The 16,897-nt window shown below is 39.5% G+C and carries 10 protein-coding genes; 2 read left to right on the top strand and 8 right to left on the bottom strand.

Going from position 1 to position 16,897, the window contains the following annotated elements; translation table 11 throughout:
- Positions 1–48: 48 nt before the first annotated feature.
- The 7 genes from yegS to DK857_RS05210 all read right to left on the bottom strand — a co-directional run bounded on the left by yegS (position 49) and on the right by DK857_RS05210 (position 12,290).
- Entirely contained in the window at positions 49–942 is an 894-nt protein-coding gene (gene yegS, locus DK857_RS05180; RefSeq protein ID WP_109394003.1) for a lipid kinase YegS, read from the bottom strand.
- 297 nt (positions 943–1,239) lie between these two features.
- The gene (gene trhP / locus DK857_RS05185) at positions 1,240–2,619 is read right to left on the bottom strand and encodes a prephenate-dependent tRNA uridine(34) hydroxylase TrhP (protein ID WP_109401717.1); all 1,380 of its coding nucleotides are present in this window, start codon (positions 2,617–2,619) and stop codon (positions 1,240–1,242) included.
- Between the two features lie 120 nt (positions 2,620–2,739).
- Positions 2,740–3,447 carry an envelope stress response regulator BaeR gene (baeR, locus tag DK857_RS05190; protein ID WP_109401718.1) on the bottom strand — a complete coding sequence of 236 codons (708 nt, stop codon included), beginning with the start codon at positions 3,445–3,447 and terminating at the stop codon, positions 2,740–2,742.
- Between the two features lie 23 nt (positions 3,448–3,470).
- A complete protein-coding gene (baeS, locus tag DK857_RS05195) occupies positions 3,471–4,847 on the bottom strand; it encodes an envelope stress sensor histidine kinase BaeS (protein WP_109401719.1) in 1,377 nt (458 codons plus the stop codon).
- Complete coding sequence (gene mdtC, locus DK857_RS05200) at positions 4,844–7,927, bottom strand: multidrug efflux RND transporter permease subunit MdtC (protein WP_109401720.1); 3,084 nt, start codon at positions 7,925–7,927, stop codon at positions 4,844–4,846. The genes baeS and mdtC overlap by 4 nt, the downstream gene beginning before the upstream one ends.
- Positions 7,924–11,055 carry an MdtB/MuxB family multidrug efflux RND transporter permease subunit gene (locus DK857_RS05205; RefSeq protein WP_109393998.1) on the bottom strand — a complete coding sequence of 1,044 codons (3,132 nt, stop codon included), beginning with the start codon at positions 11,053–11,055 and terminating at the stop codon, positions 7,924–7,926. Before DK857_RS05205 ends, mdtC begins: the two co-directional genes overlap by 4 nt.
- Positions 11,055–12,290: an MdtA/MuxA family multidrug efflux RND transporter periplasmic adaptor subunit gene (locus DK857_RS05210; RefSeq protein ID WP_109393997.1), complete on the bottom strand. Its 1,236-nt coding sequence runs from the start codon at positions 12,288–12,290 to the stop codon at positions 11,055–11,057. The genes DK857_RS05205 and DK857_RS05210 overlap by 1 nt, the downstream gene beginning before the upstream one ends.
- Positions 12,291–12,852: 562 nt before the next feature.
- Between DK857_RS05210 and dtpA the strand changes: the two genes are divergently transcribed.
- Positions 12,853–14,319, top strand: coding sequence for a dipeptide/tripeptide permease DtpA (gene dtpA / locus DK857_RS05215; protein WP_109393996.1), 1,467 nt, complete (start codon positions 12,853–12,855; stop codon positions 14,317–14,319).
- 166 nt (positions 14,320–14,485) lie between these two features.
- Here the strand turns inward: dtpA and DK857_RS05220 are convergent, their stop codons facing one another.
- Entirely contained in the window at positions 14,486–15,859 is a 1,374-nt protein-coding gene (locus tag DK857_RS05220) for an MFS transporter (protein WP_109393995.1), read from the bottom strand.
- Between the two features lie 764 nt (positions 15,860–16,623).
- Here DK857_RS05220 and DK857_RS05225 point away from each other — a divergent pair.
- A complete protein-coding gene (locus DK857_RS05225; protein ID WP_109401721.1) occupies positions 16,624–16,845 on the top strand; it encodes a hypothetical protein in 222 nt (73 codons plus the stop codon).
- The last annotated feature ends 52 nt before the right edge of the window (positions 16,846–16,897 follow it).

Below are 16,897 nucleotides of genomic sequence, written 5' to 3' on the forward strand. Positions count from 1 at the left end.
ACATACTCCAGTTCATGATGAGATGAGAGTGATTGTCATTTATCTACATTAAGATAACAAGTCACATTGAGGCGGTAACCGGCAGTGGATCGCTTCAGGTAACACAATAAATTCAAATTTATCCCCTAAAAGGGGTTCTCCATCTAAATTAAATACCATTTCATGAGAAGCGCTAATATTTACCCAGCTGCTTTCTCGCTCAATTATCTTGTCATTCTTTTTGCTATCAAACATGCTACTTAAAATTGAAGGGAGAAGTTCATGAGCTTCAACGATGGTGAGATTGAGTTTATTGTCATTAATTAAGGCATCAGAACACAATTTTTGTCCACCGCCAGCTTGACGGCCATTGCCGATAGCCAAAATAAGAGACTCTCCTTCCCAGTGGAAATTTTCAGCTTCAATTGTGCAGTGATCCGCTTTTAAAGAATCGATACTTAAAAGGCCATTAATAAAATAGGCGGCTCCGCCCAATGCAGACTTTAACGTTTCAGGCGTTTCTGTTGTGATTTTGGTTCCAAAGCCCCCTGATGCCATATTGATAAAATAGTGGGTCTCATTCACGGCGATTACATCAATAGGTATTGCACGTCCTTTAACAGCTAAGTTAAGTGCATTTTCCATATCACGAGGAATTTGTGCGCTGGTGGCAAAATCATTTGCTGTACCTAAGGGAATAATACCAAGTGTCGGTAAAGATGAGGGTGAGAGGTGGATTAATTCAGAAACAACGCTATTAATCGTGCCATCGCCTCCTGCGGCAATCACCGTTTCGGCTTGCATATCGATAGCTTCTTGTACAAAACGTCGTATATCACTAGATTCCCAAGTCACTCTTACTTGGAGATTAAAACCTTCGTTACGTAATTGGTAAACCGCTTTTCTCAATGCACTGTTATCAGCGCTTTTTCCATTAATGATTAGCAAACTAATTTTACTCATTGGTGAGTCCCTTTAATTGAATCACTCTTTTAAAGGTAATGGATATCGAGAAAATTACTATTTTTTTTACAAATGATAACGAAAAAGAGAATGAGTTGTATGTAAAGGAGAGCTATTAAGAAGGGTATAAAAAGAAAAGGCAAATCCAAGGGAGATTGGATTTGCCAAGGAGGTGGTTCCTAGTCTTACTGTATTCATTCTAGTTCTTTATTTTTCGGAACTGATGATACGGTAAACAAATCATTATTGATGTGATCTGTATTTGAAATTGACCACTTTAAATCAGATTATGACGCTTTACTTCACTTCTACTGCATCAATTTTATGCGGTTGACGTGTTGTTGTACCTTGTAGGTTGCGGATCAGCAGTGCAAAATCTAAATCAACATCTTCAGGAACAGATAAATAAACCATGTGACCATTACCCGGTGCAACATCGGTTGGTTGTTGTTTTTTGTTAAACAGCTCTTCTAACGTGAATTGAATATTTCCAGTTGGTGTCATTAATTCTAGGCTATCACCTAAAACAAATTTATTTTTAACATCAACTTCGGCTAAACCGTTTACACGTTTACCTGTGAATTCACCGACAAATTGTTGTGTGTCAGAGACAGAGTAACCATATTCATAAGTTTGGTATGCATCATGGGTATGACGACGTAAGAAGCCTTCTGTATAACCGCGGTGAGCTAAGCCTTCTAATGTCGTTAGCAACGTTGGATCGAAGGGTTTGCCTGCAACCGCATCATCAATCGCACGACGATACATTTGAGCTGTGCGAGCACAGTAATAGAATGATTTAGTACGACCTTCAATTTTCAGCGAATGCACACCCATTTGAGTTAATTGCTCAACGTGTTCAATCGCACGTAAATCTTTAGAGTTCATGATATAAGTACCGTGTTCATCTTCGAACGCAGTCATATATTCACCAGGACGTTTTGCTTCTTCGATCAAGTAAACTTTATCAGTTGGCGCGCCAACACCTAAAGTAGGCTCAACGTTTTTAATTGGGATTGGTGTGTATTTTTCGACGATATTACCTACATCGTCTTCTTTGCCTTCTTCGACTTTATATTCCCAACGGCAAGCGTTAGTGCAAGTACCTTGGTTCGGGTCACGCTTATTGATATAGCCAGATAACAGGCAACGACCTGAGTAAGCCATACATAATGCACCGTGAACGAAAACCTCTAATTCCATATCAGGAACTTGCTTACGAATTTCGGCAATTTCATCAATAGAGAGTTCACGAGACAGGATCACACGAGTTAATCCCATTTGACGCCAGAATTTTACGGTTGCCCAGTTAACGGCATTGGCTTGTACTGAGAGGTGGATATCCATTTCAGGGAAGGCTTCACGCACCATCATGATCAAACCCGGATCAGACATAATCAGCGCATCAGGGCCCATATCAATGACAGGTTTTAAGTCACGGATAAAGGTTTTTAATTTAGCATTATGAGGTGCGATATTAACCACAACATAGAAGCGTTTACCTAATTCGTGGGCTTCTTGAATGCCTTTAGCAAGGTTTTCGTGGTTAAACTCATTATTACGCACACGTAAGCTATAACGTGGCTGACCTGCATAAACGGCGTCTGCGCCATAAGCAAATGCATAGCGCATATTTTTTAATGAGCCAGCAGGAGAGAGCAATTCGGGTGTAAACATGGTTAAATTTCCTGGTTCTGATTTCAAGTCAGTCCCCCACACATTGGGTAGGGGTATATCATAAAGGGGTGGATTCTAGCGCTTAAGTGTAGCGAGGTTCAATGTATTCCTGAAAAAATATCATCGAAAACGGTAAGCTTGAGTTTCCCAACGATAGCCTTGACCATAAATTGAGCGAATAAATTCAATTTGATCGTTAAGTTGCTCAAGTTTGCGTCGTAAGTTTTTAATATGGCTATCAATGGTTCTATCCGTCACAATGCGGTAGTCATCATAAAGGTGATCCATTAGCTGATCACGGGTTAATATTTTGCCGGGTTGAGTGGCTAAGGCTTTTAGTAAACGAAATTCAGCAGTCGTTAAATCGAGAATTTTATTGTTGTATTGGATTTGATAAGCCTGTTCATCAATAACGACTAATTTATCGCTTTGAACAATATCTTGTGGTCGATAAAAACGACGCAATAAGGTTTTGACTCGGGCTACCACTTCTCTTGGACTATAGGGCTTACAAATATAATCATCAGCACCAATTTCAAGCCCAAGTAATCGATCAACTTCTTCTGTTTTAGCTGTCACCATAATGATGGGAATATCTGAAAACTGACGTAATTCTTTACAGACTGTAATACCATCTTTAACTGGCAACATGAGATCTAACAAGATTAAATCGTAATGTTGCTGTTTTACATAATGGCTCACTTCAGCACCATCCGCTAACCAATGCGTTTGATAACCAGATGCTTGAAGGTAATCAATAAGCAATTGGGCAAGTTTAGGTTCGTCTTCAACAATCAGAATTGAATAGGGTGATTCAGATACTGTCATTTATTGGCTCAATGGTTATAGGCTTAAAGATCATCAGAATATGCGGGCAATTCTATAAGGATTTTCACGCCACCTAAAGAGGATGGCATGGCACTTATCTTACCATTATGAGCTTCAACGATATTTTCGCAAATCGCAAGACCTAAACCTGAACCGCCACTTGCACGATTTCGTGAGTTTTCTGCACGATAAAAACGTTGGAAAACAACTTCGTATTGCGCACTATCAAGCCCCGGAGCACTATCTTCTAATAAAATAATGACACGGTTTTGTCCTTTTTGGGTACTGATATGTAATTGACCACCTGAATAAGTATAGCGCACGCTATTCTCTAGCAGATTATGGAAAAGCTGGATCAACCTATCAGGATCAGCTTGTACAATGAGTGGCGATAAATCATCTAATTCGGTGAGCAGAGTAATATCTTTAGTTTGATATGTGTGGCGATAAGAAGCCACAGCTAACAAAATCACCTCATTAATATCAATAAAATCTTTACGATAAGTTAGAGAGCCTCTATCTGATAATGAAAGCTGGTGGAGATCATTAACCAGTTTTGTCAGGTTTGTGACTTCAAATAAAAGGGAGTTTAGCGTTTCTGTTGTGGGTTTTCTGACACCATCTTGTAACGCTTCAAGTTCGCCTTTTAAAATGGCGAGAGGGGTTCGCAATTCATGTGAGATATCAGCCATATAATCGCGCCGAATTTGCTCATTTTTTTCTAGTGTGCTGGCAAGTTGATTAAAGTCGATAGCGAGTTGGCTGATTTCATCTTTGCTTGTGGGCGTTACTCGCACAGAAAAGTCACCAGCTGCTAATTTATGTGTCGCCTCAACCAGTCGTTTAACTGGGCGTATCATATTGCGAGAAAGAATAAGAGTGATCAATAAAGCAAAAAGAACCGTTAAACCTGCAATTATCCAACTGGTGCGCAGTTGCTGTTTATCAAAACTTATATCTGCTTCATTACTGATTTTATCGGCAGCGCTTACAATTACCCATCCTACAATTTCATCATGAAAAGTAATGGGTTTTCTGAAAGTTTCTTCTGGAAATTGATTATCATGACCAAATAAGCGTTTCATGTCTTTATCAACAATCCAAAATTGTGTCCGCCATCCCCTTGGCGGAGGGCCTTCGCTGCTTTGGCTTATTTGGTCAATACTTCGCAATATTTGATAAAGAGAACGATCATCTCTATTAAGGAAACGCCAATCCCCCGTTAAGGTATATTGATCTGTTAAGGCCTCTGCTAAAAGAGTTGCACGCTGTTCACTGTTTTTCTTGATATAGCCAATAAATCCCTGTTGAAAACTACCGCGAATACCGATATGCATGGCGAGAACGACCACCATACAAGTAGCGAAAACCACTAAGAACAGCTTGCTTCTCAATTTCATGCATTTGCCTCTTTTTTGCTGATACGTCGTTGTTGCCAACGTTCACGCAATCCATCAAAAAATAGATAAATAACAGGGGTGGTATAAAGGGTCAGTAGTTGGCTCATTAATAAACCACCTACAATTGTTATCCCTAAAGGTTGTCTTAACTCGGCACCATCTCCACTACCTAGCATCAATGGCAATGCCCCAAATAATGCAGCAAGCGTTGTCATAATAATAGGACGAAAACGCAGTAGACTAGCTTGAATAATGGCCTCTTTAGCCGACAATTTACCTTCACGTTGCGCAGTAATTGCAAAATCCACCATAATAATGGCGTTTTTCTTCACAATACCAATCAGCAACATAATGCCAATAAGTGCAATTAAACTAAAAGGCGTATTAAAAAGCTGTAATGCTAATAAGGCGCCCACACCCGCAGAAGGTAGGGTAGATAAAATGGTCAGCGGATGAATATAGCTTTCATAAAGCACACCTAATACCAAATAGACCGTTACAATCGCCGCTAGGATAAGAATAAGCTGTGATTTGATGGTCTCTTGGAAAATCTGAGCCGTACCTGCAAAGGTGCCTCTGACGGTATTGGGTACACCTAATTCTGTCATTGTGCGTTCAATAGAATTAATGGCATCAGCTAGTGTATAGCCTTCAGGAATATTAAAGGCAATAGTTGAAGATGCAGATAATCCTTGGTGATTCACACTTAATGGCGCATTCGCCGGATACCAACTTGCAAATGCGGATAATGGAATGCGCTCACCTTGATTATTGACCACATACATTTTATCTAACGCAGAGACATCTTGTGTATATTGTTCAGAGACTTCCATCACGACTTTATACTGGTTTAGCGGTGCATAAATAGTAGAGATCTGACGTTGACCAAAAGCATTATTCAGCAGATTATTGGCATCACTGACATTAATACCTAATTGCGACATAGTATCGCGATCGTAAGTAAGAGCCATTTCGGCGCCTTTATCTTCTTTATCAGAGTTAACATCGACAAGCTGAGGCAGTTCACCTAACGCTTTACGGACAATCGGCTCCCATTTACGCAACTCGCTTAAGTCATCCGCTAATAATGTAAATTGATAACTGGCATTTGCTTGGCGTCCACCGGCTCTAACATCTTGCACTGGCATTAAAAAGAGATTGGCACCCGGTTCATTAGCTAATTTTGTCCGTAAGCGGTTAATTACTTGATTTGCGCTATCTGTACGCTCTGATAGCGGATTGAGGGAAATAAACATAAATCCGCTGTTAATACGCCCGCCACCCGTAAAACCCGTTACGCTATCAACGTCTTTATCTGCATTAATTTCCTGCATAAAACGAGTCATTTTTTCTTTCATCGATTGGAATGAAATACTTTGGTCTGCACGTACAAATCCCATTAAACGCCCCGTATCTTGATCGGGAAAAAATGTTTTTGGTGCACTGATGTATAAATAAGTATTTAAGCCCAAAGTAGCGAGAAAAATGGCCATAACCCAGCGTCGATGACGCAAGGCGGCTTGCAATGTGACACTGTAACCTTGCTGAGCGCGGAAAAGTAACTTACCAAAACCGCGTAAATGCAATTGCGCTTTGGGTTTCATCCCTTTGAGTAAATGCGCGCACATCATGGGTGTTAGCGTCAGAGAAACAAATAGCGAGATAGCAATAGCTGTTGTTAAGGTGATGGCAAACTCTTTAAATAATCGCCCAACAAGACCATCCATTAACAGTAATGGAATAAAAACAGCAACAAGAGAAATACTCATTGAAAGGACAGTAAAACCGACTTCTCCAACCCCTTTTAAGGCGGCTTCTTTAGGTTTTAAACCATTCTCAATATGGCGGGAAACATTTTCAAGCACCACAATGGCATCATCAACCACAAAGCCTGTCGCCACAGTTAATGCCATCAATGAAAGGTTGTTTAAACTAAAGCCACAAAGATACATGGCTGAAAAGGTACCAATTAATGAAACAGGTACAGCAACCGCAGGGATCAGTGTGGCGCGGCCGGAGCGTAAAAATAAGAACACAACTAAAATAACCAGTGCTACAGCAATGGCTAACGCACGTTCAACTTCTGCTAATGATGCGCGAATAGTGGGTGTTCTATCTTGTGCGACTTTTAAGTCAACGCTTGCGGGAATAAGCTCACGTAATTCTGGAAGCTCATCACGAATGCGATTTACAGTTTCAATAATATTGGCACCCGCTTCACGACGAATAACCAGCAAAATTGCAGGCTCTCCACCGCTCATTCCAGCCGCTCGTGAGTTTTGTACTGAGTCGGTAACTTGTGCTACATCACTTAAACGCACTACTGCATCTTGATTGTAATGGACGATCACTGGGCGATATTCAGCCGCTTTACTGAGCTCATCGTTAGTTTGGATCTGCCAACGTCCTTCGTCATTATTGACAAAGCCTTGAGGCCGTCGCACATTCGCTTGGCTAATCGCCTTTCTAACATCATCGAGGCTGACATTTTGGTTAAATAACGCGTCAGGATTGAGGGCGACACGTATCGCAGGCAATGAACCGCCACCAACCGAAACTTCACTGACACCTTCAATTTGTGAGATTTTTTGTGCTAACCGTGTTGAAGCGAGATCGTAAAGCTCCCCTGTATTCTGAGTATCAGAGGTGAGCGTTAAGATCATAATCGGGGCATCAGAAGGATTCGATTTATAATAACGCGGACGGCTTGGCATACCTGAAGGCAACAAGCTTTGTGAGGCATTTAACGCGGCCTGTACATCACGAGCTGCGGTATTGATATCTTTGTTTAAATCGAACACCAGCGTAATGCTGGTACTTCCAAGCGAACTGCTTGATGTCATTTCATCAATACCCGCAATTCGGCCTAAAGAGCGCTCAAGCGGTGTTGCCACAGATGACGCCATCGTTTCTGGCGACGCCCCAGGTAAGGAGGCGTAAATATTAATAACTGGATAATCCACTTGGGGCAATGGAGCAACAGGGAGCAACATAAACCCTAATGCACCACATAGCGAAATCGCCAAACTGAGCAACGTGGTTGCTACGGGGCGTTGAATAAAGAGGGCGAAGAACTTCATGATACAGCCCCGTTATTATTCTCGACGTGTTTATTACGGTTGATGTAGAGCGATAATTTATCAAATAACAGATAAATTACGGGTGTCGTAAACAGGGTTAAGATCTGGCTCATAATTAAGCCACCGACCATACAAACCCCTAATGGCTGACGTAATTCTGCCCCTACACCCGTACTTAACATTAAAGGTAAAGCACCTAAAAGGGCGGCCATTGTGGTCATTAAGATTGGGCGAAAACGTAATAAACACGCTTGATAAATCGCTTCGTAAGGCGTTAAACCTTGCTCTCGTTCAGCAGCAAGGGCAAAGTCTATCATCATGATCGCATTTTTCTTTACGATCCCGATAAGCAAGATGATCCCAATGATTGCAATAATATCAAGCTCATTGCCTGCGGCAATTAAAGCCAATAATGCGCCGACACCTGCTGTTGGTAGTGTAGATAAAATAGTAATAGGATGAATAAAGCTCTCATATAGCACACCTAATACAATATACATTGCGACAATTGCTGCGATAATCAGCCACAAAGTACTTGAAAGCGCACTTTCAAATGCTAACGTCGCACCTTGAAATTGAGTGGTGATATCTCTCGGCATAGAAATTTGCTCTTCAGCTAATTTCACCGCTTTCACGGCTTCTTCAAGAGAAGATTGTTCAGCGACATTAAAAGAGAAGGTCGCTGAAGGAAATTGCTCTTGATGATTAATAGAAAGTGGTGCTAAGCGTTGCTCGACGGATGCAATAGATAATAAAGGTACCATCGCACCATCTTTACCCGTTAAATGCACGGCTGAAAGTGCCTGTAATCCATCACCATTACGAATATCTTGTTCTAATACCACGCGATACTGATTGGCTTGAGTATAGATAGTTGAAATTAAACGCTGGCCAAAAGCATTATAAAGTGCGTTATCAATTTCACTCATTGAAATGCCTAAACGACTTGCTGAATCTCTATCCACTTTGATATACGCCATCATGCCGTTATCTTGCCAATCACTGCTGATGTCAGTTAGTTCAGGGCTATCTTTTAGTGCTTGAGAAAGTTTTGGCACCCAATAAGCTAATTCATCTAATGATGTTGCTTGTAGCGTAAATTGATACTGAGTACGGGAAACTTGCGTATCAATCGTTAAATCTTGGGTAGGTTGCAGATAGAGAGTCATTCCTGAAATTGAAGCAATACGTTCTTGTAAACGAGGAATAATCACATCAATACGGGAATCCCGCTGATCAAGTGGCTTCAACGTAATTTGCAAACGGCCAGTGTTTAAGGTTGCGTTGCTTCCATCAATTCCTACAAAACTAGCAATATTATCAATAGCAGGATCATCAATTAATTTATCAACGACCTGTTGCTGTTTTTCTACCATTGCTTGATAAGAAATGGATTGTGAAGTTTCAATGGTTCCTTGCAATAGCCCGTTATCTTGTAATGGGAAGAAGCCTTTAGGAATAAACATATAGAGCAATACAGTCAGCACTAATGTGCTAAGTGCTACGCCAAGGGTTATCCATTGATGGTTTAAAACACGTTTTAACCAAACGGCATACACTGCGATCATTCTTTCAAAGAAACGCTCGCACGCCATTTCAAAACGGTTGTGCTTGATTTCATTTTCAGGTTTTAGCAATCGAGCACACATCATTGGCGTTAATGTGAGTGAAACCACCGCAGAAATTAGAATGGCGACAGCAAGGGTGATTGCAAACTCTCTAAATAAGCGGCCTACAATATCTCCCATAAATAACAGTGGGATCAGTACGGCAATCAGAGAGAAGGTAAGCGAAATAATGGTAAAACCAATCTCGCCAGCGCCTTTTAAGGCGGCTGTTAGTGGTTTATCCCCACGTTCGAGATAACGGGAAATATTTTCAATTACAACGATGGCATCATCGACAACAAAGCCTGTGGCAATGGTTAATGCCATTAAGGTAAGGTTATTGACAGAGAATCCACAAAAATACATCACAGCAAATGTACCCACTAATGAAAGCGGTACGGCAATACTTGGGATTAAGGTTGCGACACCATTACGTAAAAAGAGATAAATCACCATCACCACAAGAGCGATAGCTAATCCAAGTTCAAACTGCACATCTTTAACTGAAGCGCGGATCGTTGTGGTTCTGTCTGTTAAGATCTCAACATTAACGGATTTCGGTAAATTAGAGACTAAATCAGGTAATAAATTACGGATATTATCAGTAGTATCAATAACGTTAACACCGGGTTGACGTTGAACATTAATAATAATCGCCTGCTCATTATTCGCCCATGCACCTAGCTGATTGTTTTCAGCTGCTTGTTCAATAGTTGCAATATCAGATAGACGAATTGGTGCGCCATTTTTATAAGTAACGATTAATTGGCGGTAATCTTCTAATGATTTCATTTGATCATTAGCGGATAACGTCACAGAGCGAGTTGGCCCATCAAGGCTGCCTTTCGCTGAGTTAACGTTCGCATTATTGATTGCTACACGAATTTTTTCGCTATCTAAACCGTAAGATGCTGCGGCTTGTGCATTGAGTTTGACTCTAACAGCAGGGCGCTGGCCACCAGCTAAAGCCACTAAACCTACGCCATTAACTTGTGAAATCTTTTGCGAGATACGAGTTTCAACCATATCTTGCAGCTGTGTCATCGGTAAGGTTGAGCTAGTCACAGCTAAGGTTAAAATAGGCGGATCTGCTGGGTTTACTTTGCTGTAAATTGGCGGATAAGGTAAATCGGATGGAAGCAGATTAGTTGCCGCATTTATCGCAGCTTGTACTTCTTGTTCTGCAACATCTAATGGTAATGTTAATTGGAACATCAGTGTGATCACCGAAGCACCACCAGAGCTTTGTGACGACATCTGTTTTAATCCAGACATCTGTCCAAATTGACGCTCTAATGGAGCCGTAACTGCTGATGTCATTACATCAGGGCTTGCTCCGGGATAGAGAGTAACGACCTGAATAGTGGGATAATCAACTTCAGGTAATGCTGAGACGGGCAGCATACGATAGCCAACAATTCCAGCTAATAGAATGGCGACCATAAAAAGGGTTGTTGCAACAGGGCGCAGAATAAATAAGCGAGATGGTCCCCCACCTGTACCGTGTGTTTTTTCGGTCATTACGCTTTCTCCGCAACAACACGGTTATTTTCTTTAGTCTTTGGCGCTGTCGGAGTCACGATATCAACCTTCGCACCCTGTGTTAATCTGTCCACACCATCGGTGACAACGCGTTGTTCTGCTGATAAACCGGAGGCTATCACGACTTTTTCCGCATTTTGTAAGGCAACTTCAACACGTAATTTACTCACTTTATTTTCGCTATCCACAACCCAAACAAAGTGGCCTTCATTACCCATTTGTAGTGCTGCATTAGGAATAACAACTGCTTTTTCTAATGTAGTGACATAAAGACGGACATTGACAAATTGGTTAGGAAACAGTGTTGTTTCTTGCTGAGGGAAACGCGCTTTTAATTTAATGGTGCCAGTAGTTGCATCAATTTGATTATCAACACTAAATAATTTTCCTTTAGCTAATTCAAATTGATTATTTCTATCTAATGCGGTGACAGGTAAATCTGCATTATTTTTACGTGCTTGAATAACTTGCGCGAGATCTTGTTCTGGCAATGTAAAAAGTACATCAACAGGATCCATTTGATTGATAACGACGATAGGTGTCGATGAGCCACCAGAAATATAATTACCGACATCCACTTGTTTTAAACCCACTTGACCTGAAATAGGTGCTGTGATTTTGCTGTAAGTGAGTTGCAGTTGTGCATTACTGATAGAGGCTTCATCAATACGAATACTCGCTTCAGATTGTTTTACTAAAGCTTGCTGATTATCTAGTTCTTGTTGTGAGACTAAATTGGTTTTTGCTAATTTCTGATAACGCGCTAAATCAAGACGCGCATTAGCTAATGTAGCCTGATCTTTTGCAAGTTGTCCTTTAGCTTGAGCTAATTGAACTTGAAATGGGCGAGAGTCAATTTCAGCTAATAAATCACCTTTTTGAACTTGTTGGCCTTCAGTGAAATGTAGCGCCATTAATTGACCTTCAACACGGCTAGTGACGGTTACGCTGTTAGTGGCTTTTACTGTACCTAAAGCCGATAAAAATTGAGGGACATCTTCTTGTGTTGATGTCGCAACTTGAACAGGCGGCAAAGGAGGACGACGAGATCCAGATGTACCTCGATTTTGTGCGTTTGTTGCTTGAGTCCCTTTATTTTCGGGCGACGCTGTTTTTGCTGCATTAAATTGCCAATAGGCGTAACCCCCTGCGATTACGACGATTAAAGCGATAATGAGAGAAACTCTTTTTTTAGCATTTTTGTTTTTATTCATTACTTTTGTGATCCCACTGGCAACTAGCTAATCAGAAATACTGAAATGAAAATCTGGAATGGTGACATTCTACCTGTTTCTTCACAGTTAAAAATGGAGGAAATATGGAAATTAAGTCAAGGAATGTGTTTTGTTGACGTTATTTTAATCAGTTAAAACAAATTACTACTGGCATTATTTTATCGTTGTTATTCAATAAGAGATAATTTTGCAAAATATGGATAAGCAGTAGCGTAGCTTAATTGTTTATATAGGGATAATTAAGTGGAAAATAAATTATTGATTATCAGTGAGTTATTTTGTTCGCTGTTTTTTTAACCGCATAACTATTTTGTACAAATGCCTGTAACTATGATAAAACGCAATAGTTAGTTATAATTCTTAGATAATTATGCTTTCCAGTGATAGAATGCCAACCTTGTTTTTCTCTGCGTTGAACTCTTTTCAAAGAATAACAATCCAGTATGAAATTCACCGAGCTTTAACTCTGTCTTAAATAACGAAATTTTTGTAAAAAATTAGCCTAAATATAAAGGCGTAATAGAATAATTAGAGGTTTTTAGTGTCAACTGCAAACACACCTGACGATGGACAAAAACCGAGCCTGAATGCATTTAAACAGCCTCGTGCGTTTTATCTCATCTTCTCAATCGAATTATGGGAACGTTTCGGCTATTACGGTCTGCAAGGGATCATGGCCGTTTACTTGGTTAAAATGCTGGGCATGGGTGAAGCAGAAGCTATCACTGTTTTTGCTGCATTTACCGCATTAGTTTATGGCTTTGTTGCTATCGGTGGATGGCTTGGGGATAAAATCCTTGGTACTAAAAGGGTTATTATTCTTGGAGCGATCGTACTAGCAATTGGTTATGCAATGGTGGCATTCTCTGATCACGATAAAGATGTGATTTATTGGGGACTTGCAACGATTGCAGTAGGTAATGGTTTATTTAAAGCCAACCCATCTTCATTATTAGCAACATGCTATGAGAAAGACGATCCGCAATTAGACGGTGCATTTACTATGTACTATATGTCTATCAACGTAGGTTCGTTCTTATCTATGTTAGCAACACCGTGGTTAGCGGCTAATTATGGTTGGGATGTTGCGTTTGCATTAAGCGTTGTAGGTATGCTGATCACCTTAGCAAACTTTATGGTTTGCCGTGGTTGGATCAAAGATAAAGGTTCTAAACCTGACTTTGAACCGCTTAATTATTCAAAATTATTATTAACGCTGGTGGGTATTGTTGCACTCACTGCGTTATCGACTTGGCTGTTACACAATAATGAAGTGGCAAGCTGGTCTTTAGCCATCATCTCATTAGGTATCATCCTGATTTTTGCGCGTGAAACTTTTATGATGAAAGGTGCTGCACGTCGCAAGATGATCGTTGCATTCTTATTGATGGTTGAAGCCGTGGTTTTCTTTGTTCTTTACGATCAAATGCCAACGTCTTTAAACTTTTTCGCAATCCATAACGTAGAACACTCTCTGTTAGGTTTCAGTGTTGAACCAGAACAATTCCAATCACTTAATCCATTCTGGATCATGTTAGCAAGCCCTCTATTAGCGGCTGTGTATAACTTTATGGGTGATAAACTGCCAATGCCATATAAGTTCACCGTAGGGATGTTCTTAAGTGCGACTGCATTCTTAGTGTTACCACTGGGTGCAAGCATGGCAAATGAAGCAGGTATTGTGTCTTCATGGTGGTTAGTCGCAAGTTATGGTTTCCAAAGTATCGGTGAGCTAATGATTTCAGGACTTGGCCTGGCAATGGTTGCTCAACTTGTACCACAGCGCTTAATGGGCTTTATCATGGGCGCATGGTTCTTAACTTCGGCAGCCGCAGCAATTATTGCAGGTAAAGTTGCGAGTTTAATGGCAGTACCTGAAGATGTACAAAGCGCTCATGCTTCATTAGAAATTTACAGCAGTGTCTTCTTACAAATCGGTATTGTAACAGGTGTTATCGCAGTTCTAATGCTGCTTACAGCACCTATGCTGAGTAAAATGACACAGTAATTTTTGCCATTAAAAAAACAAAATTTTAAGAAGAAAAAAGGATGCCATAAGGCATCCTTTTTTGTATTTCTTGCCATAAAATTCAATTCAAAAAAATACCGCTCTTAGTAAGGGCGGTATTGTATAAGGGGATACTTATAGAACATATTTATACATTGATAAAGGCTTAACCAATTACTTTATCAATCTGCAATGCAACATCTTTCTCTCTTGTTGTGGGTTTTATTGCCGCCCAACCTTTATACGCTAAAGGTAAGAAAGCGACTGCAATAGCTAATAATGATACGCCAGCGACATAATAGGCACCCGCCATTGCTGTTTTTTCTAACCATATTCCTGTCAACATCGGTGTTAATCCACCGAATAAGGCATAAGCCATATTGTAAGCAAAAGACAAACCAGAAAAACGAATTGATGGTGGAAATGCTCTTGTGCTAACAATAGGTGTAGTTGCAATCGCTCCTACAAAAAAGCCCATCAAACCATAATTAAATGCTAACTGAAAACCAGACATTGCTGGATCTAAACTGCCATAGAAATGGAACGCGGTAACAATCAAACCACCCCATGATAATGTCATTGATGCGCGTGTTCCTAATTTGTCACCAATCCAACCCCAGAATATGCAACCTAAGGTTAAAGTTAATGTTGCAACACAGTTCGCTTCCAATGACGTTGTTCTATCAATTTTATAGATCCCTTCAACAATCACACCTGGTGTCATTAAAATGGTGACAACGATAGCTGTTGATAAAGACCATGTTAACGCAGCCGTAATTAAGCACGCTTGCTTGTGATTCTTAATAACTGAAACTACGGGCATTTCTTGTGCTAACGCTTTTTTCGCCGCCATCTCTTTAAATATGGGGGTTTCTTGTAAAAAACGACGTAAATAAACAGAAATTAAGCCAAATACGCCACCTAAAATAAAGGGAATACGCCATGCAAAATCATTCACTTCTTGGCTGGTATAGCTACGTTGAACGATAATTGCAACGATGGAACCTAATAAAATACCGCCTGTAATACCAGAGGTTAACGTTCCTACACCTAAGCCATAACGTTGTTTCGGTGTGTGCTCTGCGATAAATACCCAAGCACCTGGCATTTCACCACCAATAGCCGCACCTTGCATAATACGCATTAATAACAACAATAATGGTGCAGCAACACCAATGCTGGCATAAGTGGGTAATAAACCAATAACTAATGTTGGTACAGCCATTAAGAAGATACTTAAGGTAAACATACGTTTACGACCAATAATATCTCCGTAGTGTGCCATAATAATGCCACCCAGAGGACGAGCAAGATAACCGGCTGCAAAAATACCTAATGTCTGCATTTGTGCAATAAAGGCGTTATCACCAGGAAAGAACAAATGGCTCAATGTTTTCGTAAAGAACACGAAGATCACGAAATCATAGAACTCCAAAGTTCCCCCTAGTGAGGATAAACCTAACGTTTTATAGTCGCTGCGGTTCAATGGTCTTGCCGTAGGTTGACTCAACGGCTGAGTGGAGTGTGATTGTGATGTCATAATAACAACCTATAATAATCATCGTGATAAAAATAATAAGTTCACAATTAAATTCTTTTTAAATTAGCGAATAAAATAGGGTGACAATAAATAACAGCAAAAGGTTATTTAAAGGCTATTTATACGAGAAAGAATAATGTTGTGATGATGTTTTAAGTTATAACAGGAAGCTCTTAATAATGTAAATAGATGAAATTAAAACAACATAATACGCTGTTTGATTGAGGTTTCTTTATTTTATTAGTTCTAGATTTCGCTATTTACTGGAATTAAATGTTAATATCACAATACTTGCCAGTATAAAGTAAAATTATTATGTGGCTTATAAATAAGTAAGAATTCTGTATTTTTAAATAAAAAATGTTTAATGCTGAATATATTTATTCTAATTTAAGTAATCATAAAAATAATAAATTAAGAGATAAGTTAATTTATTATTTTCCAGAAATAAAGTTATTATTAGATAATTAAGAAAGCTAATAGTATTAATAATGAAAGATATGATCTGATAGAAAATGAATTATTAGAATATTCTACTGTATGTTAAATCCTGAGTTCTTGACATTGAATTTCATAATTACTTTATTTATTGAAATTAATATCTAATAAAGTTTACAGTGCTAACTTTATTTTTGTGTTTTTATGCATAATGTGGTTTTTCTTTGTTTTGTCGTCAAATTGAAAATAAAAACAAAAAGAGGCATCAAAAAAACTATTCTTGGTTATAATTACATCAGGAAGTCAATTGATATGTCGGAGGATTTATGGTCTCTATCTCAATGAGTGCTATTCTCTTAGCTGCAATTGTTCTGTTTGCATCACTTTCTATCGTCGCATTAGGTGGTGGTTTAGTATTAAAAACCATGCTTAATAACACCAATCAAAATGATAGCTATTTACTAAGTGCCTCTGTTAAAAAGACTTTTATTACTTCATCGATTATCGCATTGTTGCTTGTCTATTATTACCTCTCAACAACAGCTTAATTATTTATCGATATAAAAAACGCCACTGTATTTTATTAGCAGTGGCGTTAGT

It is taken from the genome of Proteus terrae, from assembly GCF_003144325.1.
GTDB classification, from domain to species: Bacteria; Pseudomonadota; Gammaproteobacteria; order Enterobacterales; family Enterobacteriaceae; genus Proteus; species Proteus terrae.